Below are 23,027 nucleotides of genomic sequence, written 5' to 3' on the forward strand. Positions count from 1 at the left end.
TGTGATATCATTTTTTTATTTTACATCAGTCCCGGGCTGCTGTCATCTGATACCTGAATAAGTAATGTTCCGCTAATGCTCCGGGGCTTGTTTATTCTTTTTCGCTGTTTTATGAAGTAGGGATGACTGAACAAAGCACTCATAAACATAGAAATACAAAAGGTCTGTTTCGTACCCTGTTCCATCTGAAGGGTAATCCCAGGGCCTGTGTGTATACAGAACCCTTATGGGGTATTCCTTATAGTCTCTATGCTCCCTTTGTTACAGTTTATATGTATGCCATGGGTGTCTTTGATGCACAGATTGGTCTTCTCCTCAGCATCGGAATGATCTTTCAGGTCATTGCAGCCATTGTTGGCGGCATTGTTACGGATAAACTGGGACGCCGGCTCACTACAATTATTTTTGATACAATATCCTGGTCTATTCCGGCACTTCTCTGGGCTTTCGCTCAGAATTTCTGGTGGTTCTTTGCTGCGGTGATTTTCAACAGTGCCTGGCAGATTACAAATAATTCCTGGAATTGTCTCCTGGTTGAAGACTGTGATGAGTCTCTTCTGGTCAATGTATATACCTGGGTTCATATTGCTGGATTGATTGCGGTATTTTTTGCTCCCATTTCCGCCTTTTTTGTGGAACACTATACCATGGTGAAAACTGTAAGAGTCCTCTATCTGATTACATTTGTATCAATGACTCTGAAGTTTATTATTCTGTACAGATGGACAAGTGAAACTGAAATGGGGATACAGCGGAAAAGGGAGACAGCTTCCATACCGATGAAAAGAATGCTTCTGGATTACAGACATGTGCTAACTCAGATAATGAAAACTCCTCATACCCTGTACCTTATCGCTTTTCTTGTATTCTTTAATATCGGAAGCCTTGTAACAACTAATTTTTTCGGTCTTTACATCACAAAAAATCTGGATATTCCTGAGCATTTTCTTGCTGTGTTTCCCATGATCCGGGCCGCAATTATTCTGGTATTTATGTTATTTCTGCAGGATCGTTTTAATCGCTACTCATTTAAAATAATGATGGCTCTGGGGCTATTTCTCTATTTTCTTGCAAACCTGCTTCTTATTGCAGCTCCCGAAGAAAATCTTATTTATCTATTTATATATGCTGCAGTAGAAGCAATTGCCTTTACTCTGGTTAATCCCAGAAGAGATTCCATGCTGGTCTGGTTTGTGGATAAAGAAGAGAGGGCAAGGGTAAATGGAGTCATTTATGTTCTTATGATAGGATTTTCGATCCCCTTTGGATGGATTAGCGGTCTATTATCCTCCTGGAACAGAGTACTGCCTTTTATCTTGAATATGGCTGTATATCTGTTCTGTGTGATAATGATACTCAGGTCGGGTTTTTTAAATGATCAAAGGGACGAAGTTCAATAAGAGATGACATATAAGTTTCAAGCTGTTAATATAAGATTAGTGTAATTTTCATATTTTTTACTATACTTACTAATAAAGCATGAATAACAAAAAACTTAATATCAAATCTATATTTTTTATTCTCATAATACTCTTTTCATTGGTATTAACATTGTCAATCAGCTCTGATGATTATGTTGATGATCAGATAATACGTTTTGGTCTGGTGCCGGATTATAATCCCTTTACATTTGTTGATAACAAAGGGAATCCCTCAGGATTTTATATTGAGTTGTTCTCTGAAATTATCAGAGAGTTCGGTTATGAACCTGAATTTATAGTTGCTCCCTTTCAGGATCTGTATCCCCGTATCCTTAATGATGAAATAGATATTTTTTCTACCATACTCCGGATTGAATCCCGTGAGGATTTATTTTACTGGCCTCGGGAAGCCACAGTTACGGGATGGGGACAGTTTTTTATTGAAAGCAGTGCTGAGCTCAATGACATACACGAACTTCAGCATCAGAACGTAGGCATTGTCAGGGATGAAGCTCAGGGACAGGTCTTTCAGGAATATATGAAAGATCTCGGCATCATCGTGGAAACAACAGCATATGAAAATTTTGAAGATATGATTGATGCTGTTATCGATGGCAGTGTTATCGGAGGAGTTGCTCAAAATACTGTTCTTTGGGGTAACGAAAGAATCAAGGCAACGGGTATTGTGTTCTCCCCTTTAAACGGCTATACAACCTGTTCTATTACTAATTACAGAATGATTCCACTCATTGATCAGTTCAGTGAACGTCTTGGAGAACTCAAGAATGATTCAGACTCTTATTACTGGTCAATGTATAAAAAATGGTATTCTTCAGAAGGATATATTCTTACTGTTTTACCTTCCTGGTTCAGAATTGCAGCACTTTCGGTTCTTTCTCTTGTAATTCTTCTTCTCACTTTTTCCTGGTATCTGCAGAAGAGGGTGAATAGGGCAACAAAGGAATTAAAGAATCTGAATGAGTCTTTAGAGGATAAAGTTGCTCAAAGGACTAAAGATCTGCAGAAAGCAGCAGTGAAGCTTGCAGATTCAGAAAAGGCCTCCATTACCATGCGTCTTGTGAGCGGGATCGCTCATGAGATAAATACGCCTATTGGAATTGTTGTTACCGCAACCTCTCATCTGGAAGAAGAGGTTAAGAGATTAAGAACAGCCTACAAGGAAGATAAACTTTCCATGGAGCAGTTTGAGGCTTTTCTGGATGAATCATCAGAGGTCCTTTCAATGACTGCGAATAATCTGCAGCGCTCTGTCGAACTGATTACAAATTTCCGTAATGTTAACTCTGATCAGTCCCTTAAAGAGAAAAGAGAAATAGAACTGAACTCTTATATAAAAAGTATTGTTAAATCAATTCAGCCTCAGTTTAAAAAGACAAAACACAAAATCCATCTCAACCTGAAACATTGCAGTGTTGTCACCTATCCGGATATTCTGATTCATATTCTTCTTAACCTGATGATCAACTCCCTGACTCACGGCTTCAGAGATAAAGATGAAGGACATATTTATATTTCAGCCATGGAAGAGAACGGTCATATTAAAATTATCCATACGGATACAGGATCTGGTATTTCAGATGAGGCTGCAGAGCATATTTTCGAGCCTTTTTATACAAGCAACAGGGAAGAGGGGAATACGGGACTTGGTCTAAGTATTGTCTATAATTTTATTCATGACATTCTGAAAGGAAGTATTACAATGAAAAGTCAGCCCGGGATATATACAAAATTCTGTATTGAATTTGATGTCTAAGGCTTTACTGATTCCCCTTTAACCCGGAAGTATTACAGATCCTTCGGCTTTAGAAAGAATGAATCAATAACTGTAAAATCATCATCTTTTTCAAAACTGATAACCGCTGCGGAACATGTGGACATTGAAGTCTCAATATCCCTGATAGTTGTGGCTGCAATTGACATACCTGGATTGTGACCGAATATAAATACACAGTCATATTTTCCAAGTGCTCCATAGGCAGTCTGAAGTATGTCATTTACTGACGCCAGATATAAGGAGGATTTTTCCTCTATATCGGTAATTTCAAATTGATCAGCCATCAGCTGTGCCGTTGTCAGGGCTCTCAGAGCCGGGCTGGTAAATATTTTATCAGGGATGATACCCCGTGCTTTAAGTTCCCTGGCTATTATGGGGGCATCTTTTATTCCTCTTTTATTGAGAGGTCTGTCAAAATCGTCTTTTCCTGCATGCCAGTCGGATTTGCCGTGTCTAATCAGTACAAGTTTCATTTTCTATCCTTACACACCGTGATTACAACAGCAATATTAAGCTAAAATTGCTGTTGATGAAAATGTCTAATTCCATCAGTCCTCTTATATTGACTCTATATGTGGAACAATATATTATGTCGGGACGCTCTCTAAGAGTGTAAAATATATATCAGGAGATATAAAGTAATGGCAAGAAATTCCAAGGCAAAAGGGAAAATTGTCCGCCGCTTAGGTGTCAACATTTACGGTAACAGTAAATATGATAAATTACTTAAGAAGAAACCGCACGGACCGGGAATCGAAAAAGGTAAACGAATCCGTAAGAAAGAAAGCGATTTCGGTAGACAGTTAGTAGAGAAACAGAAGATCAGATTTGCATATGGACTGAGTGAAAAACAGTTCTTCAATTTGTTTGTAAAAGCTAAAAAGCTTAGCGGACTGACAGGTGACAACATGATGATCCTCCTCGAAAAAAGACTGGACAATGTTGTTTACAGACTGGGTCTTGGTTCTACAAGAACACAGGCCAGACAGTTGGTCAGCCACGGACACATTCATGTGAACGGTCGTCGTTGTAATATTCCATCAAGAACTCTCAAAGAGAGTGATGAAGTAACTATCAAAGATAGCGAAAAGAGTAAGAAACTTGTTCGGGAAAGTCTGGCTAGATCCAGTCAGCCCGTTCCTGTATGGCTTACTCTTTCTGAAGACAGCCTTAATGGCCGGATTGAAAGAAGTCCCTACCGGACTGATATTGTTTCCGTTGCCAACGAGCAGATGGTTGTTGAGTTCTACTCAAGATAATCTATCATCATATTGAAAAAACCCGGTTTTATACCGGGTTTTTTTTGTTATAATGACCCGCCATTTCCATCAAATCTCTCTATTTCCTTATTTTAATACTACATAAAGAGTTACTCAATATTTCATGCCTTTAATTCTTACGATTTCTTTCCAAATCCTCCCATCTTTAATGCTAATTGCTTACACAACTGCCTACACGGCAATAGAAAGAAGTCCATATTCAGAAACAAATTAACATTCAAGCACCTTCACAAAGGCTGCAGTCTTTTTCCCAATAAAGGCAGGTTTTTCCCTATAATCGCCCTTGTTTCGGCTCTTTTGGACCACTGGTCATATGTTTTCTATATAAAACTGAACTTATCCACTTACCAAGCGGGACATTTCATACTACACATACAGCCATATGTAGTCTATAATGTCATGCATGACCAATGAAACCAGAAATCGGATTATACAAGTCTTTACGGAACACTCCGGTTACGCTAGGACCCAGGATATTCGTTCCAGTGGAATCCACCATAAATACCTCCAGCAGCTTGTCGAAGAAGGTTCAATCATCAGACTCAAACACGGTCTTTACAGCCTGGTGGAAGTTGATAATTATGCCGTTCTTCAGGAAGCACTGCTTACGGTACCGGATGGAATCATCTGCATGGGAACAGCGCTCTCATTCTATGAGCTGACAACATGGAATCCCCCGGAAACTCACATAGCAATCCAACGGGGAAGGAAGGTTGTGCTTCCAGATTATCCTCCTATTAAACTGTATCATGTATCGGAAAACACTCTGACCCTTGGACGCACTGAGATCAAAGTGGATTCCGGACAAATGATCCCTATATATGACAGAGAGAGAGTCGTCTGTGATGCTGTACGATTCAGAAACAAGATAGGTATGGATATTATGAAGGAAGTTCTTAAAGAATATATGACAAGCAAACAAAAGGATCTCAACACCCTATACAGCTATGCACGAAAGCTTCGAATCGCAACAGTGCTCAACCAATACCTGGATGTGCTCCTATGAAGAATCCAGCAGCATCTATCCAGGCTCGGTTACTTAATCTGTCCCGAAAAGAGAAGAAAGACTTTTATGATGTTTACGACATCCTGATAAACAAGAAGATAGATTCTGATATTTTGAAGGAAGCGATCAGACAAACCTTCGAAAGGAGACATACAGTTCTTCCCCAGGAGCCAGCAGTATTCCAGGAAAGCTTCGGTACAGATACTCGGAATCTACAATTATGGAAGGCTTTCCTGAACCGGATCAAAGCAGAGCAGATTGATTTCTCTGTAGTTATTGAAAAGTTGCGAGAATACTTATTTCCCATATATCAGGAATTGAAGGAGTGAGAACAGAGGGGGGGGAGTCATTACTTACCCTTATTTCTTCGTATCCAGTCGACAATATCATCCCTGTCAAAGTGAATAAGATTTCCTAACTTGATTTTGGGAATCACTCCTTAGGTGTTAAGGGTATAAATATTGCTTTCTGAAACCTGAATATATTTATCTACGAATCCGGCTTCACATCGGCTCATCCCTCCCAAATACAAAAAAAAATATCCGATACGGACCGCCCCTGTTACGCCAAACCTTCCTCGCCAACTGCTGCACAAAACCGGAATGATTACACCAGCCACATCCCTCCATTCCCGCTCTTACAAAATGAGTACAACAGTGGGTTCCAAGAGCCGGAACTCCGGGGTCTCCCCCTATGGGGCTGCTCCGCAGTCGTCCTCCAGATCCGCCGCTGCCGGCGTTCCTGGTCCGGACGCCTGCTCCCGCATCCCCATCATTTTTCTCGCTGGCAGATCCGCAAATCGCCGCCCACGGCTTTCCTTTGCGGGCCTGGTTGGACTCATTTGCAGTCAGCTGCTCAGGCAAACCTCCTGTTTGCCATTTTCTCCCTCATATTCCTGGAATGTGTTAGTCCTACTCACAAGGCCGAGTGTCTTGTCCCAAGATTTATTTTCCAGGCAAAGAGAGTGGGGGAAGGAGTAGAGGCCTCATTCGCAAGGCCTACTTTCAGGCGGGCTCCACCGGACGGGCAGGCCTGCAAGGATGGGTATATTAATGATGCCCCCCTCCCGTCCCCCGTTGGGGGAAGCGTCCGCTTCCACCCGCTTGAAAGAACTTCTTGCAAAGGAAAACTGATAACCCTGACCCCGACCTACGGGTACTGCTGCGCAGACCCCGTAGGCCGTAGGAATCTTTTTAGAATTTCAAATTACTCTGAAGGGGGGGGGGATTTATTTAGGGCTTGAATTGATACTGGTAAAAATGAGATGTATGAAGCTTATCTATGAGAGTTCTTACTTTTAAGCATTCTCCCTTTCTTCTTCTTATATTTATTCTTTATTTCTTTATAAGTCTTTTTATTCTTTTATATACATTTATACATTAAGAATTATAAAAAGATTATAAAAGAGATAGGAAAGAATAGAATTCTAGAGAGATTTAGTAGCCTTCACTAATTCATGTATACTCTGTAGGTATGCCATGCAGAAAGGGTGTAAGGGGAATTTAAAATAATCCTAAATGTATAATAATGTATAAAAAAATCCACAATAAATCTTTTTTAAATCATGACACATCCCATTAAAAATACGATAAGATGGATAAAAGAAAAGGCGGAAAGATGTCGCCATTCAATAAACAATAATTCTCCTTTGGAGCTAGGATGAAAATACAAGACTTAAAGTATCATCCATTTTTTGCATCCTTTCACAATACTCTCTGGAATAGAAGAGGAGTTTTAAAATGACAATCAATCAAATAAAAGAACTTCTCAAGCAGGGAGAAAGCCTCAACTGTGAATTCAAAGAAGCAGAGAATGAACTTCCTGGAAATCTATTTGAAACGATTTGTGCTTTTCTCAATACTGATGGTGGAACCATTCTTCTGGGTGTTACTGATAAGGGGGAGATAAAAGGAATTAATCCAGCTCAAAAGGATCAAATGAAAGCCAATCTGGCTAATCTTTCCAATAATCCCCAGAAGCTGGATCTTCCCTATCTCCTTTTTCCCAAGGATTATGAATTTGAAGGTAAGTGGATTATTACAGTGCAGGTGCCTTTAAGCTCACAATTACATAAGACAGGAGGGTATATTTACCTCCGTAGTGAAGACGGTGACTACCGCGTAAGAGGAACGGAGCAGTTAGCTGGACTAATCAACCGCAAGCTGGGACTATTTTCTGAACAAAAGCCCCAGCCTTTTGCAACAATAGAAGATCTGCGGTCTGAGCTTTTTGATAAAGCCAGAGCTTTGATGCACAGCTACAATTCCCGGCATCCCTGGTTACAGTTGAGCAATGAGGAGCTGCTTAAGATCGGGGGATTCTATACAGATGACAAGGAGACGGGTAAAAGGTGCCTTTCACTGGCCGCACTCCTTTTTTTTGGTAATGACCTAGCCATACAGAGAGCTGTTCCGGCTTATAAATTCGATTGTCTTTTACGTCGTAATGATGTGGAACGCTATGATGATCGGGTGGATGTTAGAACTAATCTGATTGATGCCTATGACATTATAATGGAGTTTATTGAAAAGCATATGAATGATCCCTTTTATCTTGAAGGGGATATGCGAATCAGCTTACGTGACAAAATCTTTCGGGAAGCCATTTCCAATGTAATTTCACACCGTGACTATATAAGTGCCTCCCCTGGGCGGCTAATGATCTATAAGGACAAAGTCATCTTTGACAATCCCTGCACTCAGCACTTTTTCGGTGAGATCACACCTGATAATTTACAACCTTATTCCCATAATCCAGTTATCTGTAAATTTATGATCCAGCTGGGACGTTTTGATGAACTCGGTTCTGGAGTGAGGAACATCAATAAATATCTGCCTCTCTACTCAAATGGTTCCAAACCTGTTTTTAATGAGGATAAACAATACTTTAAACTGGTTCTTCCTTTAGAGGGTCCAGTCAAGGGTCCAGTCAAGGGTCCAGTCAAGGGTCCAGTCAAGGGTCCAGTCAAGGGTCCAGTCAAGGGTCCAGTCAAGGGTCCAGTCAAGGGTCCAGTCGAATTGGATAATTTACAGAGACAAATCTTGTCTGTTTGTAAAAAACAGGCCTTATCTCGGGAAGAGATATTAAATCAACTGGGTATAGAAGTTTCCGGTCACTTTAAACGGAAGTTAAAGTCTCTTCTTGAACAAGTGTATCTTGAATATACCATCCCGGGAAAACCGACAAGTCGATTACAAAAATATAGACTAACTCCAAAAGGAAGAAAAATATCAATTTCAATAGACATAGATAAGTCTTAATGAGCATAATACATCAAACAAAATAACATTATCACTTCAAACACCTTTGGCTTCCTGGAGAAAGTGAATTCGTAAGTATTTAATAATTTTCTGTAGATGTAGAAAGAGGTTTTCAGAATTAAGCGTAAGCGCTAATATCTGCTAGGATGGTTAATTGCTTTCTTCCGACAATCTAATACAAATCCTAAAAATCGATCGACCATCACGATACTGCTTACATCTTTTGGACTATTCTTTACCATAAAGATTGCTCCCTGGATTTTTTTCTTCTCAGGATAGAAAATCCCTGTCATGATACAAGTATATGGCTTCTATGGAAATGGATAAGATAACATCGTTAAAGGCAGAAATATCATCTCTAGAAATGCAGCTGTCAAATAAGAAAACCGAACTCAAAAAGCTTCTTTCAGAAACTTCCTCCAATCATTCTGATCAAGGTGAAGAGATTAATAATATTTCATCTCCAGATGAGAAGATAAAGCTGTTTCGTTCTCTCTTCTCTGGCCGGGATGATGTATATGCCAAACGTTTCGAATCTGCTGTTTCCGGTCAATCCGGATATCAGCCTGCCTGCCAGAATGAATGGAAAGAGGGAATTTGTGAAAAACCAAAAATCAAATGTGCCTCCTGTCTCCAGAGGCAGTTTATTCCTGTTAGCGATGAAATCATCTCTTTTCATCTTAAGGGAGAAGCTCCCCCCGAAGAAACCTGGCGTAAACCAAAACCCTTTGTCATGGGAATCTACCCCTTGCTCCCAGATGAAACCTGCCGATTTTTAGCATTAGATTTTGACAAGGAAAACTGGCAGCAAGATGTCCAGACATTTTTAGAAACCTGTAGTGAAGAAGGGATTCCAGCCAGCCTTGAGAGATCTCGCTCTGGGAATGGGGGACATGTATGGATTTTTTTCAACGAAGCGATCCAAGCCCGACAAGCTAGAAATCTAGGCTCTATGCTCCTCACGAAATCCCTGGATAACCGTCCGGAAATCGGTCTCGACTCATTCGACCGATTCTTTCCGAATCAGGACACCATGCCAAGAGGTGGCTTTGGAAATCTAATTGCTTTGCCCCTTCAAAAGATGGCCAGGCAAAAAAAACATTCAGTGTTTATAAATGAAGACTTCCAACCTTTTGAAGATCAATGGAGCTTCCTCTCTTCCATCCAGAAGATGAGTAGACACGATGTTGATAATTACCTTGCGATGGCCATGGGAAATCAAAACTCTATACTACCCGTATCCCATGATCAGGAGGATGAGAATCTTCCCTGGATGAAATCATCAAAATCCAACTATCCTCCAATTGAAACTCCACTTCCTGTATCCACCAAGGTAATCCTCTCAAATCAGATATTTTTGGATTACACAGGTCTACCCCCTATTCTCAGAAATAGAATACTGAGGCTTGCTTCATTCTCTAATCCCGAATTCTACAAGGCCCAAGCCATGAGATTACCGACCTGGAATAAACCTCGGATTCTCCATTGTTATGAACAAAAAGGATCTTATATTGCTCTTCCAATAGGCTGCCTTGATGCTTTAAAGAAACTCTTAGAGCATTATAAAATTAAACTCCTATTTGAAGAGAAAAGAAATAAGGGAAAGACCATAAGCTGTAAATTTCAGGGGGCGCTTCTTGATGAACAGCAACGGGCCGCTGAAGTACTTACTAAATACAACACCGGTGTTCTTTCGGCAACAACAGCGTTTGGTAAAACCGTTCTGGCTTTATGGCTCATCGCAGAGAGGGGAGTAAATACTCTTGTTCTTGTCCATCGCAAGCAGCTTATGGATCAATGGGTCCAAAGAGCTCAGCAATTTCTAGATCTTTCAAAAAAAGAGATCGGTTGTTTTGGTGGAGGTCGCAAGAAACGAACAGGGATACTGGATATCGCCGTCATACAAAGTGTTAGCCGTAAAGGGGAAATTGTAGATTGGCTTGATGAATATGGACAGATCATCGTTGATGAGTGTCATCATATATCTGCCGTCTCCTTTGAACAGGCCATCCGGCAGAGTCCCGCATATTACAAACTCGGATTATCGGCAACTCTCACCCGTAAGGATGGACAGCATCCGATCATATTCATGAACCTGGGAGATGTTCGCTACTCTGTGAGTGCTAAGAAGCAAGCTGCTACCAGATCTTTTACGCATAAGGTGATCCCCAGAGAGACTGACTTCCATGTAGACTTTGCTGAGAGCGCTTCTGATAGGATACAGGATCTGTTTAGGATTCTTGCTGGTGATGAAAGCAGAAATGATTTTATTCTTTCAGACATCAAGAATGCCATTTTCAGGAAGCAGAAGATACTTGTCATTACTGAACGAAAAGAACACCTGGAGCAGCTTTCAAAAAAACTGAAAGCATTCACAGACAATCTGTTTATCCTCCAAGGTGGGTTGGGTAAAAAGCAAATTAAAGCTGTAATGCAAGGTATCGAGAAGATTACTGATGATCAAGATATCGTAATTCTCGCGACTGGTCGCTATCTAGGTGAGGGCTTCGATCTTCCCTTTCTCGAGACTCTTTTTCTTACTTTCCCTGTGTCCTGGAAAGGGACTCTGACTCAGTATGCCGGACGCCTTCACAGAGAATACCATGGGAAAGAAGAGGTTATGATTTACGATTATGTAGATGCGCAGGTGCCTGTCCTTTCAAGGATGTTTCAGAAACGTATAAAGGGATATAAGGCTTTAGGATACACAATAAAGGATAGTTGAGATCCATTTATTTAAGCCAATAGCAAAATATAAATAAATTGCTGGTCTTTTTACTTTCTAATTTCAGGTCACCGTTTGTTCCTATCTATTAAGTGATGGTTTAGATAAAGAGCTGTAATTAAACTAATAGTGTATTTACAGCCCCTTTATTAAACTGTGAAATCAATATCATAAGCTCCCCCCCTTTTTCCAACGGATTGTCTCCGGGTGAGTATCATGGCTGTGAAGAACCTGTAAAGGCCACAGCCCTTCGGGTGCCTGCGGCAGCCTGTACAGAACCATTCACCTCCATGATAAGAGTTGGGCAAGCCGTTGGCAAAAGAGGAAAGGCTTCTTTTGCCGAAGTTTTGGACCAATCTTTTAGGAAGATTCTGTATGAAAAAGAATGATAGGAAGGTGTACACGCCACAGATAGATGAAGAATAGGTCTTCATGTTGCGCCGGGTGGCCTGGGCAGCTGAAAAGCCCATGACCAAGTCTCTGGATGCCTGTATTCAGAACATCGTGAGTAATCTGGATAGAAAGGCTGTCTGCTCCGCCTGTAAGGATCATAGATGCCTTGAATGTCCTATTTCCTGGGAGGATAGGAAGTCTGAAATCGATTGTATCTTACTTTAATTATTAACTTGAATTGATCTAGCAATATCCCCTTTACTCAAGGGGATACTGCATGGAGCCATTCCTCCTTTTCACCCATGATAAGATTTCTTTTGAAAAACCAGAACTCTCAAGTGATAACAAGTGTCCGGCAGTATTTTGGTAATGCCGGACTGGATCTATGCTTTTTTCAATCATCTCTATGTCATGACTCTAGCGAGTTCTTATCACCCTGGGGGGTAGGGAATACCCTACCTTTGCGATCCTGAAAGTCATGATGGTTGAATTGGTCGGTCATGTACAATTCTATATACTTTTCCTAATTACAAAATGTTGAATTTGATTATTCCTATCCGTCGTAATACTATAGTTACAGGATATTGAATTATTGATCGGATAAATTATGGATAAAGTAACAGTCAAAGTAGAATCATATGTCAAGCATCTCAATTATGGGGAAGTATTTACTTTCAGAACTGTGTTGAAACATACAAATAATGCTCCCAAAGATACGGTGAATCATGCTCTTAAAAAAGAGATCAATAATAATAACATTATCCATATAAGAAAAGGCATCTATGCTAAGCCAAAAATGAGTCGATTCGGTCCTCTTCCTATTGGACCTGATAAAGTGGTTCAGGTATTAGCCAAGGAAAATAGAGCAGCAATATATCCCTCTGGTGCCTTTGCTTTAAATGCTCTTGGCCTTACAACTCAAATTCCCATGACCCATTCCTATATAGCAACGAAACGAATCTCGTCGTTTAAGCATTCATCAGGACAAGTCTCCATACGCTATTCTCAGGCTCTGTCGAAAGCAGTTACCATCTTCCGTGGAGTGAACAAGGATGAGAAGGATAGAGCTATTTTATTCTGGATATCACTGGAGTATCTTGGTGATCGAGAGGCTAACACTATGCATGAATCATTAAAGAAGGTTTTTAATAATCTATCTCCTAAAACCCAGGAGAAATTTATTAAGTCTCTCGGCCGCAAATTGGCCTGGTCAGAAAAGATTCTTATATAGAGAGTCATTCCTCCTTTTCATTCATGATAAGATTTCTTTTGAAAAACCAGAACTCTCAAGTGATAACAAGTGTCCGGCAGTGTGTTGGCAATGCCGGACCGGATCTATGCTTTTTTCAATCATCTCTATGTCATGACTCTAGCGGGCTCTTATCACTCTGGGGCCTAGGGAATACCCTAGGTTTATGATCCTGTAACATCTGTGAGAGTAAAAATCTGTGCCTGTACTGCCCCCACATCCTGAAAGTCACTATGATTGAAATGGGTGTAGTGGTCAGTCATGGCCATTGAACTGTGACCGGTGAGACTCTGCAGCTTGCTGTCAGAGATATCATGGCTCCGCATAAGGGTATTGAAATAGTGCCGCCAGCTATGGAATGAGTAATTCATCTTTTTCTGTTCGTTCTCTGAAATACCAATATTATGTAAAGCTTTTTTCAGATTACTTAGAACATAGTTATGAGTCAGGGGATTTCCTTTCCCATCAATCGATAGAACAAAAGAATCCGCGCCTCCATCTGATAATGCCCTCAACTCCTTTTCCAATTCAGGAGGGATGGGTATCTCCCTGGACTTTTTATTCTTTGTGGGCTGGATGCCGATGCCTCTAATATATTGTTTTGTGACAGCAATATAGCCTGGAAAGATATCCTTGTTCTGTAAGCCGACAACTTCACTCATTCTCATTCCGGTGCAGGCTGCCAGAAGATTGGCGTAATAGTACTCTTTGCATAACCAGTTCTTTTCAATCTTATTACGATCAAATAGCTTGGCTACAATCTCCTGAGAAAAGATGCCTTTAGGTTTGGAACTGTTTTTCAGGGCAGGGATATTCTTTGTTACATCAGTTAATAGAATCTCCCTTCTGACTGCCTCCGCCATCATTAAATGAAATACCCTGGAATAGATATTTACAGAAGAGTTTGAAATTCCCAATCCAACTAGATAATCTATCCATTTTTCCACATGAAATCTCTTGATGGATCTGATCTTGTAATCCTGAAAGTAGGGAATTATGTGGTTTTGCGTTATCTGGGAACAAGCTTTGATGTAATTGTAACTCAGAGTTCTTCGGGACTTTCTGTACTCTAAATATTTACACTTGCCCGTGACCCACCAGCCAATAGCAAACTCCCCAAAAGTCAGGTTATTCAGACTATTGGGAACCAATAAGTCTTCTTTCTCAAGTTTTCTGCAGTAGGCCCTGGCAGCAGATTTTATTGTCTGCCCAGTTGACCTGGCGCTGTTTCTCTTGTTAAATTCATCATAAGTCTGGTAGTACCAGACAATCAGACCGGACTTCATCTTTCTTGGATATACCGTGAAGGGCTCTCTGTATCTCATGGTTTCTCTCTCTATAGACCTTTGAAATACTGCTTACACAGATGCTTCAACGGTCCATTTTGTTAGATTTAGAGAGGGTTGAAATGGGGTTTAACTTGTTATCATGTAAAGAATAATATCGTTTTATGAATTTGTCAATAAATCGATTCTACTTCTTTGTTATAAATCATATAAGATGTAATATCATTTGAATGGTCTTTGGGGTATGATAAAGACCTTTTATCTATCGGAGGACTAACTTGAATTTAAGTGTTTCCCATCACAACGAAATAATATTCAGCAATGACGGCCACTGGCTGCATCCTCTTTTTGCCTTAGAGGATTTTCTTGATTCAGCAGATTACAGTCCCTCCGAACTTTATCTGACTGACAAGCTGATCGGCAGGGGTGCTGCCGTCCTGATTCACAGAATGGGTATACGCCGTTGTCACGGTCTGACTGTCAGCTCAAGGGGCCTCTCATATTTTAATAGAATGAGTGTGGAATGCAGTTATGATAATCTGGTGGAGAAGCTGGATTGCCAGACAGAGTTAATTCTTACAGATGATATGAGCTCTGAAGAGGCTTATGCCGAACTCTGCCGCAGAGCAGGCAGACCCTGATGAATCCTGTCCTCGAGATCCGTGACCTGCATATTCGAAGACAGAACCGTGAGGTTCTGAAGGGTGCAGAACTCTGCCTTGGAAAAGGGGAGGCTGCAGTTCTCAGCGGTTCCAACGGCTGCGGTAAAACAACACTCCTCCGCTGTATTGCAGGTCTTCTACCCAGTGATCAGGGGGCTGTTACAATTCTCGGAATGGAATTGAAGAGCAGCGAATGGAAAAAAAACAGACACCACCTTGCCTATGTTTCTCAGGAACTCCAGAGTCGTGATTTTCCGGTAACAGTAGAAGAGATGGCGGCAACCGGGCTTGCCGGAATATCGATGTCTGCATCCAAGCGTAAAACAACTATTGCAAAAGCTCTTGAAGATACAGGGTGTATCTCTCTGAAAGACAGATATTTCTTTTCATTATCAGGAGGAGAAAGGCAGAGAGTCGCATTGGCACGCTGTCTCTGTCAGGGTGCCCGAATCCTGCTGCTGGATGAGCCCCTGACTTATCTCGATAAAGAGGGGCGTAGAAGTTTCTCTATCCTTCTTGAGAATATCCGAAGGAATTACGGAATAACAATCCTCCTTGTGACTCATACTGAAGATGAACTGAGCGCTGTCGGCTGGAAAAGAATCCATCTTGAAGACGGAATACTGGAGATGATTAAATGATGGAACTCCTCTTATTCCCACCCGTTCTCCGCGGATTCATATCTCTGTTGGTAGCTGGTTTCTGCCTTCCTGTTACAGGTGTATTCATTCTCCGTCTGAATCTACTTAATCTCCGTTTTATGCTGATGCACGGGGTCATGCTGGCCGGAGCGATTGCACTCTCAGCCTCCCTGGATCCTCTTCTCTGTGCTGTGGGAATCAATCTTTTTCTGGTACTGCTGATCACCGCCATGTCCCGGCGTTCCAATATACCTACCGGAGGGCTGACTACTTTTTTTATGGTAATATCCGTAGGTGTGGCCATGCTTCTTATCTATAAAAACCGTGTACCCGTACAGGATACGATGAATCTTCTCTGGGGCAGCATATTCGCTCTGACAAACCGGGATTTTTATTTTCTGCTTGTATTCTGTGTTGTTATTCTGCTGTTTATTGTATTGAAATACAGACAGATTGCGGCTGTTTTAATAGATCCTGAAACTGCCAGAACAGCCGGAGTCAATGAGCCTCTTCTGTTTTACATGATTATGATTCTTACAGGAATCTCCATCGCCTTTGCCATGCGCCTTGTGGGTGCGCTGCTGCTGGATGCAATTGTACTCCTGCCGGCCATGACAGCAGTCTCTTTTTCCCGTTCACTTAAATCCATGTTTCTTACAGCCATGCTTTCAGGATTTCTCTATAGTCTGGGTGGTTTTATTTTGGCTCTTAAGGCAGATCTACCAGTCAGTTCAGGAGTCATCCTGGTTGCGGGAGTCTGTTTTGGAATAACATACTTAATAAGGACTTTATATGAAAAATATCACTAGGATCTTACTATTTTTAATTCTTCTCCCCATGGGCCTCAGTGCTCAGACTGTTGTTGTTACAAACGGATGGACCGCTTCCTTTGCTTCCCTTGCGGGAATTAAAGATATTCAGGTACTTGCTCCCTACGAAATGAAACATCCCCCTGAATATGAGATCTCTTTGAAAGAGATGCAGATGGTTGCCAAGGCTGATTATCTGATTTTTGCAGGATATGAAACCATGATGAGCCGGATAAAAGAGGCTCTCGGAGATGACAGTGATGTACAGCTGATTCAGATTAAAACCGTAAACAGTCAAAAAGTGATCCATGAATCTGTGATGAAAATAGCAGAAGCCCTGGGAACTGAGGTTGAAGCTGAAAAAAATCTAAAAGAAATTGATGCTTTTTTTGATTTATGGAGAGCCGATATGAAAGGACATGAAGATCTCCTTAACTCTGTGGTGGTTCACATCCATCAACAGGGGCTGGCAGCTTCACTGGGATTTAATCCCGCACTGGTTTTCGGGCCTGCATCACCGTCTTTATCTGAAACCAGAACCGTATTGAATACAAAGCCCATGCTGATAATAGATAATTATCATAATCCTGCGTCTGCTTCATTCCTTGAAATGAAGGATAAGCCTGCTTTCGTAAGCTGGATCAATTTTCCCGGAGCTAAAGGGACAAAGAGCCTTTTTGATGTTCTGGAATATAACAGGAACGAGCTTAATATTGTTCTTCTGGATGAGCTTTAAGAGTAATAACTGCCCCCCTTGCAGGGGGCATCAATTTACTCAGCTAGCAGTACAGGTCCTGCATTGAGTACGGACAGATTTTCTTTTTCTTCATTTTCATCTTCAATTGCCGGCTCTTCCCGGGCATCACTCTTATTTTTCATCATCCCAAGGACAACAGGTAGGACTGCCAGAGTAAGGAAGGTTCCGAACAGAAGACCCCAGGCAATGGATATCCCGATTGGCACCAGCATCTGACCACCCACACTCTTTTGAAAGATAAGAGGGGTAAGACCTATAGATGTAGTCAATGTTGTCATAATAATGGGTCTGAATCTCTGCAGAGCCGCTTCTCTTATAGCAATTGCTCTTGGAATTCCTGCCCGCAGTTTTTTGTTGAAGCAGTCAATCAATACAACCGAGTCATTTACAATAATACCACCCAGAGCAACCGAACCGAGGAAGGAAATGAAGGATATGGGTTTTCCCATGATTATATGTCCATAGACAGCTCCCAGAAATCCCAGAGGGATAAGACTGAGAACAAGAAGAGCCTGCCCCCAGGACTTCATCTGGAACAGCAGCAGGGTGAACATGATAAGAAGGGCCATCGCCATACTGAAGGCCATGGATTTGATCATCTTATTAACCATCTCCGCCTGACCTCCCTGGGAGAGGGTCACGCCTTCGACCTGTGCCAGAATATCCGGAAGGATCACTTCATTTATTTCTTTCATAACAACATTGAGCTCGGCCTTTTCAGCATCAATTCCGGCCATGACACTTAATGCTCTGTAACCGTTTTCTCTTCTGATGCGACGCTGGCTTCTTCTGAGTGAAAAATCGGCAACTTCCTTAAAAGGAACCATTGAACCTGCTGGTGTTATTATCTGCAGATTTTCAACATCACTTAATGAAGCTCTGTCTTTCTGGGGATACCTTACAATCAGGGGTACTTCATTTCGTCCTTCCTGTATGCTCATTATCTCATTTCCATAAAATCCCATCCTCACCTGATTTGATACATCAGCAGTCGTGAGGCCCAGGGCTTTTCCCCTATTATTGAGATGGATCAGAAATTCTTTCTGCCCAAGAGGTGTGTCATCCCTGATATCTTTGACTCCCTCTATGGTTTTGAGTCTCTCCTTGAACAGATCGGCCGCTGCCCGGAGGTCCTCATCGTTTTTACCCAGGAAGCGGATATAGACAGGATCTCCGCCGAACATGGCATCATTCCCGATAAATGCAGATTCCAGGACAGAATTTTCAGGCAGCTCTCTTGCAAGAGCCAGAGAAAATTCATTTACAGAAAAATCCCTGATCTTGTTATCCTGGAGTATCAGGTAAACCCAGAGCTGAGTGTTGTTTCCCCATGATAGGTAATCCACAATGGCATTATCATATGCACCATTTTCGTCTGCCCAGGATTTACCGAATTCCATGGCAAACTCTTCCAGTTCTCTTCTTGTTTCATTCACCACATCGGCGGTTGTTCCAGAAGGAAAACTCAGTTCCGCATAGACATAGGGTGCTTCAATATCAGGGAAAAAGGTCGCCTCAATATGATTTCCCGCTACAGCACCCACTGATATCATTAATGAACCTGCAAGGAGAGAAAGAATCACTCCCTTATGTGCCAGAGAAAAGTCCAGAAAGGGTGCATAGATTCTGTTTATAAGATAATCCTGCCAGCTCTGAAGCCTGGCCCTGAACTTGCCTGGTATTCTTGCCTCTTCTGTCATGGCTTTTGAATGGGCCAGATGGGCAGGAAGGAGAATAATGGCTTCAACAAGAGAGAAGAGGAGGCTGATAATAACAACAAGACCTATCTGGCTTGTGTATTTTCCCATTTCCCCATAGATAAAAAAGTAGGGAGCAAAGGCCACAATGGTGGTTGCTATGGATATCAGTACGGGGGCCAGAACATCCATTGTTCCGTCTACTGCCGCCTGTGCCCGTGGTTTCCCCAGCCTGTGCCAGTGATCATAGATACTCTCTCCGATAACGATTCCATCATCCACAAGTATCCCGATAATCATGATCATACCAAAAAGAGACATCTCATTTATTGTGATTTTCATCACCCATTCTATAAAGATAAGTCCCAGGAAGGAGATGGGGATTCCCAATGCCACCCAGAATGATATCCGTGTATTTAAAAATAATCCCAGCACCAGGAGTACAAGGAGAAGGCCTCCAAGACCGCTTTTTGTCAATGTTCCCAGACGTTCGTGAAGTTCATCAACATCTCTTATATAGGTCTGAAAGGTTACCTGATCCTTATACTTCTCACTGTATTCAGCCAGCTTCAGATCAACCATTTTTGAAATAGCGATAACATCTTCCGTGTTACCGTACATAATCTGAAAACCTATGGCGTCCTGACCGTTTGCTCTGGTATACAGGGCATTTTCAGCACGTCCTCTTCTAATCTCACAGATATCTTTTAACAGGAGAATCCGGCCGTTATCAAGATTCTTGACAGCAATATTCTCAAGCTCGGGTATTGTGGTTTTCTTCTCATAGGTTCTGATCTGAATCTGCTCTGAAGAGGTCAGCACAGAACCGGCAGAAAGATTAAGACTGGAAGCCCTTACGGCTCTGTCTATATCATCCAGGCTGAGGCTGTAACGCTCCAGAGTACTGGGAGCCGGTTCCAGGATAATCTGTTCACCGGGAAATCCCCATGTGTTGATCTGTGTAACCTGACCTGATCGGATCAGATCTTCTCTGAATTCCTCGGCCACATCCTCAAGGAGGGAGAGGTCGTCAGGACCATAGAGGAAGAGCAGCATGACCCTGTTCCATTCAGTCTCCTGATAAACAACAGGTTTTTCTGCATCGTCAGGTAATGAAGTGGTTTCTACAACCTGTCTTACTTTATCCAATGTCTTATCCATAGGATGCCAGGGAGAGGTCTCCAGACCGAACCAGGCTCCTCCGTCTCTTGCGGTGGATGTAACCTGAACAACACCTTCAACACCACGCAGTCTCTCCTCAAGAGGGAGTACAAGACCGTCTTCAACTTCCATGGCTGACGCTCCGTACCAGGAGAGTTCCACAGATATGTAATCAAATTCAATCTTGGGCCATATTCTCTTTTGAAGGTTAATCAGACCGAATGTACCGGCTGCAAAAATCAGAATCATCAGCCAGTTGGTCAGAAGAGAGTTATTAACAAAAAAATTAACAAGCTTTCTCATTCTTCTGATCCTTCTGTTTTAAGTTCCATGCCTTCAAAGGGCTTCTGGATTCTGGTGGTTATAATCTGAATCCCTTCGGGGAGTGTGGGATTTAAAATCATTTGATCTCCCTGGGTTGTCAAAACACTGACCGGGTATTTTTTCAGTTTCCCCTCTTCAAAAACATTTATAGTATTATCAGAGTTCAGCAGTGCTCTGGGAAGACTGAGTGTTTTATCAACAGTCGTACCGGATATTTCCACTTCGGCATAATTCCCGGGAAGAAACAAAGGATTCAGTTCAGGGTTTTCAAAGGCTATATGCAGGTCTATGGTCTGTGAGTTCCGGTCCATGACAGCATCCTGACGCTCCACTCGTCCTACAATAAACCCATTCTCAACACCCGCAGGTGATATGATAACTTCCCTATTCAGAGTTTCCAGTAAAATCAGCTCTTCCCTGGTTAAAGGGATGGCAATTTCCAGATGCTGAGTATCGGTCAGGGTAAGAAGGGGGTGTCCTGGAGATATATAACTGAATTTCTCAATACCGTCACCAGAGATATGGCCGGTAAAGGGGGCATAGATGCTGTAGTCATCCAGCACGTCCTCCAGCTCCCTGACATGATAAAAGGATGCCAGAACTCCATAGGTACTCAATAAGAGTTTTTCTCTTTCAGACTTCAACTCTGGAAGATCTGGAACCAGTTCCGTTGTTGTATTTAAATTCTTCAGATAACCATTCCAACTATTATATAGATTACCCCCTTCCGACTTGAATGCAGAGACAAGCTGGGCTGTTGAACTTATCAGTTCTGATTTTGCAAGAGCCAGGTTATTGGTAATCAGTTCATCATCAAGGTGAATCAGCAGAGTCCCTTCTTCAACGGCTATACCGCTTTTCAGGTCTTCATAGCTGTACATAACCTGACCGCCTGCATTGCTTGAAACCTGCAGTGAGTGGGCAGCCTCAATAAAGCCCTGGCTCTTTACATTTAATGTATACGGCCTGTACTCGAGATTCACAGTTTCCACCAGTCTGACATTCTTATCTTCTTCCGGTGTTTCAACTTCGGCTGAAAATCCGATCAGATAGGCTGTTACACCCCCTGATAAGAGCAGGACTGCTGCAATCATGATAATAGAGCGCTTATTCTTTTTAAAAAAATCCTTAATCATTTCAATTCTCCTGGTGATATATAAGCAAAAGCCGTACCAATAGACTTTTCCCGTTAATTTTTGCTGTTCTTCGGGCAGGGAGTGGTGTTCTTCACCTACCATGGGCTGATACTGCCTTTTTTTTACTTTTCTTTTATTGTAAAACACAATTCAGGGATCAGATTGTTACTGCTTCAGTACTAATTTACATAAAAAAAGGGAGTCCCTTTTTTATTAGTATACGACTGTTACATAGAAATGCACGAAAGACAATATGTAGAAATAATATAATGCGACACGACTTATTATCAAAAAACAAATGGATTTTAATTGCGACATGGTTTACTATTACTTTTAAAAATTTTTGGAGGCTTTATGAAGAAATCTTTATTGTTATTATTAGTTATTTCACTTGGATTGCTTAGCATGTCCTGTGATGAAACAGCGTCGGCAGATCCAGTAAATCCAGCAGTTAGGTTTTATATTGATCCAACTCTGGGTACTACCTATGGTGCATTGGGTACATATAGTATCGACACTGAACAATTTACTACTGAGAGTTCTTGGGTAAGCGCCGACGGTGGTAATTACACTTCATATACATCAGTCAGTGCTGGTTCATATACAGTTCTAAAGGATACTGACTCAGATCACAGTAGAGCTACTGTTTGGACAACTTATTCATATAATTTTGAAAATGATAAGAAATATACAATAAGCTTTACTGCAGCTGGCAGTTTTGTATTGGCAATAGATAACTAAATTATATTATTCTTAATATTAAAGGCTGTTAACTATTGTGACGCAGCCTTTTTTCTAGCAAATCTTTAAATCACTGCATTACTTCATTGAAAAGTAAGCTTATGTTCTAGTCAAATTCTACATTTCTATATCAATTTCTGAATGTCCAATCAAATCTAATGATGAAAAATACTCCAATTGCACAAAAATATGAAAAACACATACCATTATCTATAACTAATTCCAATAGAAATTTGAATGATTATTGATGGATTGTTTAATGTTTAAGTATAAATCTATTGGGGGATTCTATGAAAAAAATAATTTATATTTTGTTAACCATCAGTGTCCTTACCTTTTCAATGTCTTGTGACAAACTTCTTGTAGAGGATCCTGAGGTTCGGGGTTACCTGGACCCCTACTGGAGCTCTGTGTATGGAGCTCTTGGTACTGTTGATGCTGGAGGATTCACAACAGTTACAGACTGGATGTTTATTCCTTCTGGAGGGTTTAGTTCATATACCAGTAGTGACCCTGGAACCTATTACGTAATTTATGACAGTGATACAGACCATTCATCTGCCAGATACTACACAACACCTGTTACAGTAGAATCAAATAAGTCTTATACTTTTTATATTGATAGCAGTGGTTATATGTCCTTTAGTGAAGATTGATCACTTTGAGTCAAGCAGTCAAATTTGA

At 41.4% G+C, this 23,027-nt stretch carries 20 protein-coding genes; 15 read left to right on the forward strand and 5 right to left on the reverse strand.

Features of this window, described 5'->3' with window-relative positions; translation table 11 throughout:
* Positions 1 to 122: 122 nt before the first annotated feature.
* Together DV872_RS02415 and DV872_RS02420 are read left to right on the forward strand one after the other, a co-directional pair.
* Positions 123 to 1,400, forward strand: a complete 1,278-nt coding sequence (locus DV872_RS02415; protein WP_114628250.1) for an MFS transporter — start codon at positions 123 to 125, stop codon at positions 1,398 to 1,400.
* A gap of 79 nt (positions 1,401 to 1,479) precedes the next feature.
* The gene (locus tag DV872_RS02420) at positions 1,480 to 3,195 is read left to right on the forward strand and encodes an ATP-binding protein (protein WP_114628251.1); all 1,716 of its coding nucleotides are present in this window, start codon (positions 1,480 to 1,482) and stop codon (positions 3,193 to 3,195) included.
* A gap of 32 nt (positions 3,196 to 3,227) precedes the next feature.
* Here DV872_RS02420 and DV872_RS02425 read toward each other — a convergent pair whose 3' ends face one another.
* Entirely contained in the window at positions 3,228 to 3,689 is a 462-nt protein-coding gene (locus tag DV872_RS02425; RefSeq protein ID WP_114628252.1) for a histidine phosphatase family protein, read from the reverse strand.
* A gap of 168 nt (positions 3,690 to 3,857) precedes the next feature.
* On the opposite strand from DV872_RS02425, the gene rpsD reads away from it, so the two are divergent.
* The 3 genes from rpsD to DV872_RS02440 all read left to right on the forward strand — a co-directional run bounded on the left by rpsD (position 3,858) and on the right by DV872_RS02440 (position 5,831).
* The gene (gene rpsD, locus DV872_RS02430) at positions 3,858 to 4,475 is read left to right on the forward strand and encodes a 30S ribosomal protein S4 (RefSeq protein ID WP_114628253.1); all 618 of its coding nucleotides are present in this window, start codon (positions 3,858 to 3,860) and stop codon (positions 4,473 to 4,475) included.
* Positions 4,476 to 4,899: 424 nt separating this feature from the next.
* Positions 4,900 to 5,502 (forward strand): type IV toxin-antitoxin system AbiEi family antitoxin domain-containing protein, encoded by a 603-nt coding sequence (locus DV872_RS02435; protein WP_158546792.1) that lies wholly within the window; start codon positions 4,900 to 4,902, stop codon positions 5,500 to 5,502.
* Positions 5,499 to 5,831 (forward strand): nucleotidyl transferase AbiEii/AbiGii toxin family protein, encoded by a 333-nt coding sequence (locus DV872_RS02440; protein ID WP_114628255.1) that lies wholly within the window; start codon positions 5,499 to 5,501, stop codon positions 5,829 to 5,831. The genes DV872_RS02435 and DV872_RS02440 overlap by 4 nt, the downstream gene beginning before the upstream one ends.
* Before the next feature lie 174 nt (positions 5,832 to 6,005).
* Here DV872_RS02440 and DV872_RS02445 read toward each other — a convergent pair whose 3' ends face one another.
* On the reverse strand, positions 6,006 to 6,365 hold the full coding sequence (locus DV872_RS02445; protein ID WP_114628256.1) for a hypothetical protein: 360 nt from the start codon (positions 6,363 to 6,365) through the stop codon (positions 6,006 to 6,008).
* 876 nt (positions 6,366 to 7,241) lie between these two features.
* On the opposite strand from DV872_RS02445, the gene DV872_RS02450 reads away from it, so the two are divergent.
* The 4 genes from DV872_RS02450 (at position 7,242) to DV872_RS02465 (ending at position 13,111) form a co-directional block, all read left to right on the forward strand.
* Entirely contained in the window at positions 7,242 to 8,762 is a 1,521-nt protein-coding gene (locus tag DV872_RS02450) for an RNA-binding domain-containing protein (protein ID WP_114628257.1), read from the forward strand.
* A 364-nt stretch (positions 8,763 to 9,126) separates the two neighbouring features.
* On the forward strand, positions 9,127 to 11,487 hold the full coding sequence (locus tag DV872_RS02455) for a DEAD/DEAH box helicase family protein (RefSeq protein ID WP_230391404.1): 2,361 nt from the start codon (positions 9,127 to 9,129) through the stop codon (positions 11,485 to 11,487).
* Positions 11,488 to 11,919: 432 nt separating this feature from the next.
* On the forward strand, positions 11,920 to 12,105 hold the full coding sequence (locus DV872_RS26355; protein ID WP_147283087.1) for a hypothetical protein: 186 nt from the start codon (positions 11,920 to 11,922) through the stop codon (positions 12,103 to 12,105).
* 382 nt (positions 12,106 to 12,487) lie between these two features.
* Positions 12,488 to 13,111: a DUF6088 family protein gene (locus tag DV872_RS02465; RefSeq protein WP_114628259.1), complete on the forward strand. Its 624-nt coding sequence runs from the start codon at positions 12,488 to 12,490 to the stop codon at positions 13,109 to 13,111.
* A gap of 182 nt (positions 13,112 to 13,293) precedes the next feature.
* Here the strand turns inward: DV872_RS02465 and DV872_RS02470 are convergent, their stop codons facing one another.
* Positions 13,294 to 14,454, reverse strand: coding sequence for a tyrosine-type recombinase/integrase (locus DV872_RS02470; RefSeq protein WP_114628260.1), 1,161 nt, complete (start codon positions 14,452 to 14,454; stop codon positions 13,294 to 13,296).
* 239 nt (positions 14,455 to 14,693) lie between these two features.
* Between DV872_RS02470 and DV872_RS02475 the strand changes: the two genes are divergently transcribed.
* Genes DV872_RS02475 through DV872_RS02490 form a run of 4 tightly spaced genes read left to right on the forward strand, consistent with a single transcriptional unit; the run spans position 14,694 to position 17,263 of the window.
* On the forward strand, positions 14,694 to 15,056 hold the full coding sequence (locus tag DV872_RS02475) for a DUF1893 domain-containing protein (protein WP_158546793.1): 363 nt from the start codon (positions 14,694 to 14,696) through the stop codon (positions 15,054 to 15,056).
* Positions 15,056 to 15,718 carry a metal ABC transporter ATP-binding protein gene (locus DV872_RS02480; RefSeq protein ID WP_114628262.1) on the forward strand — a complete coding sequence of 221 codons (663 nt, stop codon included), beginning with the start codon at positions 15,056 to 15,058 and terminating at the stop codon, positions 15,716 to 15,718. The genes DV872_RS02475 and DV872_RS02480 overlap by 1 nt, the downstream gene beginning before the upstream one ends.
* Complete coding sequence (locus DV872_RS02485) at positions 15,715 to 16,527, forward strand: metal ABC transporter permease (RefSeq protein ID WP_114628263.1); 813 nt, start codon at positions 15,715 to 15,717, stop codon at positions 16,525 to 16,527. The genes DV872_RS02480 and DV872_RS02485 overlap by 4 nt, the downstream gene beginning before the upstream one ends.
* Positions 16,511 to 17,263 (forward strand): hypothetical protein, encoded by a 753-nt coding sequence (locus DV872_RS02490; RefSeq protein WP_114628264.1) that lies wholly within the window; start codon positions 16,511 to 16,513, stop codon positions 17,261 to 17,263. Before DV872_RS02485 ends, DV872_RS02490 begins: the two co-directional genes overlap by 17 nt.
* Positions 17,264 to 17,298: 35 nt before the next feature.
* On the opposite strand, the gene DV872_RS02495 is transcribed toward DV872_RS02490, so the two are convergent.
* On the reverse strand, positions 17,299 to 20,445 hold the full coding sequence (locus DV872_RS02495; protein ID WP_114628265.1) for an efflux RND transporter permease subunit: 3,147 nt from the start codon (positions 20,443 to 20,445) through the stop codon (positions 17,299 to 17,301).
* Positions 20,442 to 21,602: an efflux RND transporter periplasmic adaptor subunit gene (locus DV872_RS02500; RefSeq protein ID WP_158546794.1), complete on the reverse strand. Its 1,161-nt coding sequence runs from the start codon at positions 21,600 to 21,602 to the stop codon at positions 20,442 to 20,444. Before DV872_RS02500 ends, DV872_RS02495 begins: the two co-directional genes overlap by 4 nt.
* 354 nt (positions 21,603 to 21,956) lie before the next feature.
* Here DV872_RS02500 and DV872_RS02505 point away from each other — a divergent pair, with 354 nt between their 5' ends.
* On the forward strand, positions 21,957 to 22,343 hold the full coding sequence (locus DV872_RS02505) for a hypothetical protein (protein WP_114628267.1): 387 nt from the start codon (positions 21,957 to 21,959) through the stop codon (positions 22,341 to 22,343).
* A gap of 290 nt (positions 22,344 to 22,633) precedes the next feature.
* Complete coding sequence (locus tag DV872_RS02510) at positions 22,634 to 22,999, forward strand: hypothetical protein (RefSeq protein ID WP_114628268.1); 366 nt, start codon at positions 22,634 to 22,636, stop codon at positions 22,997 to 22,999.
* Positions 23,000 to 23,027: the final 28 nt, after the last annotated feature.

Origin of the sequence: Oceanispirochaeta sp. M1, from assembly GCF_003346715.1 — a bacterium.
Lineage (GTDB): Bacteria > Spirochaetota > Spirochaetia > DSM-2461 > DSM-2461 > Oceanispirochaeta.

Bases quoted from the DNA above. Each gene is read 5' to 3' on its own strand.
- DV872_RS02415 (WP_114628250.1), top strand. From the start codon at position 123: ATGACTGAACAAAGCACTCATAAACATAGAAATACAAAAGGTCTGTTT.
- DV872_RS02420 (WP_114628251.1), top strand. From the start codon at position 1,480: ATGAATAACAAAAAACTTAATATCAAATCTATATTTTTTATTCTCATA.
- DV872_RS02425 (WP_114628252.1), bottom strand. From the start codon at position 3,689: ATGAAACTTGTACTGATTAGACACGGCAAATCCGACTGGCATGCAGGA.
- rpsD (WP_114628253.1), top strand. From the start codon at position 3,858: ATGGCAAGAAATTCCAAGGCAAAAGGGAAAATTGTCCGCCGCTTAGGT.
- DV872_RS02435 (WP_158546792.1), top strand. From the start codon at position 4,900: ATGACCAATGAAACCAGAAATCGGATTATACAAGTCTTTACGGAACAC.
- DV872_RS02440 (WP_114628255.1), top strand. From the start codon at position 5,499: ATGAAGAATCCAGCAGCATCTATCCAGGCTCGGTTACTTAATCTGTCC.
- DV872_RS02450 (WP_114628257.1), top strand. From the start codon at position 7,242: ATGACAATCAATCAAATAAAAGAACTTCTCAAGCAGGGAGAAAGCCTC.
- DV872_RS02455 (WP_230391404.1), top strand. From the start codon at position 9,127: ATGCAGCTGTCAAATAAGAAAACCGAACTCAAAAAGCTTCTTTCAGAA.
- DV872_RS26355 (WP_147283087.1), top strand. From the start codon at position 11,920: ATGTTGCGCCGGGTGGCCTGGGCAGCTGAAAAGCCCATGACCAAGTCT.
- DV872_RS02465 (WP_114628259.1), top strand. From the start codon at position 12,488: ATGGATAAAGTAACAGTCAAAGTAGAATCATATGTCAAGCATCTCAAT.
- DV872_RS02470 (WP_114628260.1), bottom strand. From the start codon at position 14,454: ATGAGATACAGAGAGCCCTTCACGGTATATCCAAGAAAGATGAAGTCC.
- DV872_RS02480 (WP_114628262.1), top strand. From the start codon at position 15,056: ATGAATCCTGTCCTCGAGATCCGTGACCTGCATATTCGAAGACAGAAC.
- DV872_RS02485 (WP_114628263.1), top strand. From the start codon at position 15,715: ATGATGGAACTCCTCTTATTCCCACCCGTTCTCCGCGGATTCATATCT.
- DV872_RS02490 (WP_114628264.1), top strand. From the start codon at position 16,511: ATGAAAAATATCACTAGGATCTTACTATTTTTAATTCTTCTCCCCATG.
- DV872_RS02495 (WP_114628265.1), bottom strand. From the start codon at position 20,445: ATGAGAAAGCTTGTTAATTTTTTTGTTAATAACTCTCTTCTGACCAAC.
- DV872_RS02500 (WP_158546794.1), bottom strand. From the start codon at position 21,602: ATGATTAAGGATTTTTTTAAAAAGAATAAGCGCTCTATTATCATGATT.
- DV872_RS02505 (WP_114628267.1), top strand. From the start codon at position 21,957: ATGAAGAAATCTTTATTGTTATTATTAGTTATTTCACTTGGATTGCTT.
- DV872_RS02510 (WP_114628268.1), top strand. From the start codon at position 22,634: ATGAAAAAAATAATTTATATTTTGTTAACCATCAGTGTCCTTACCTTT.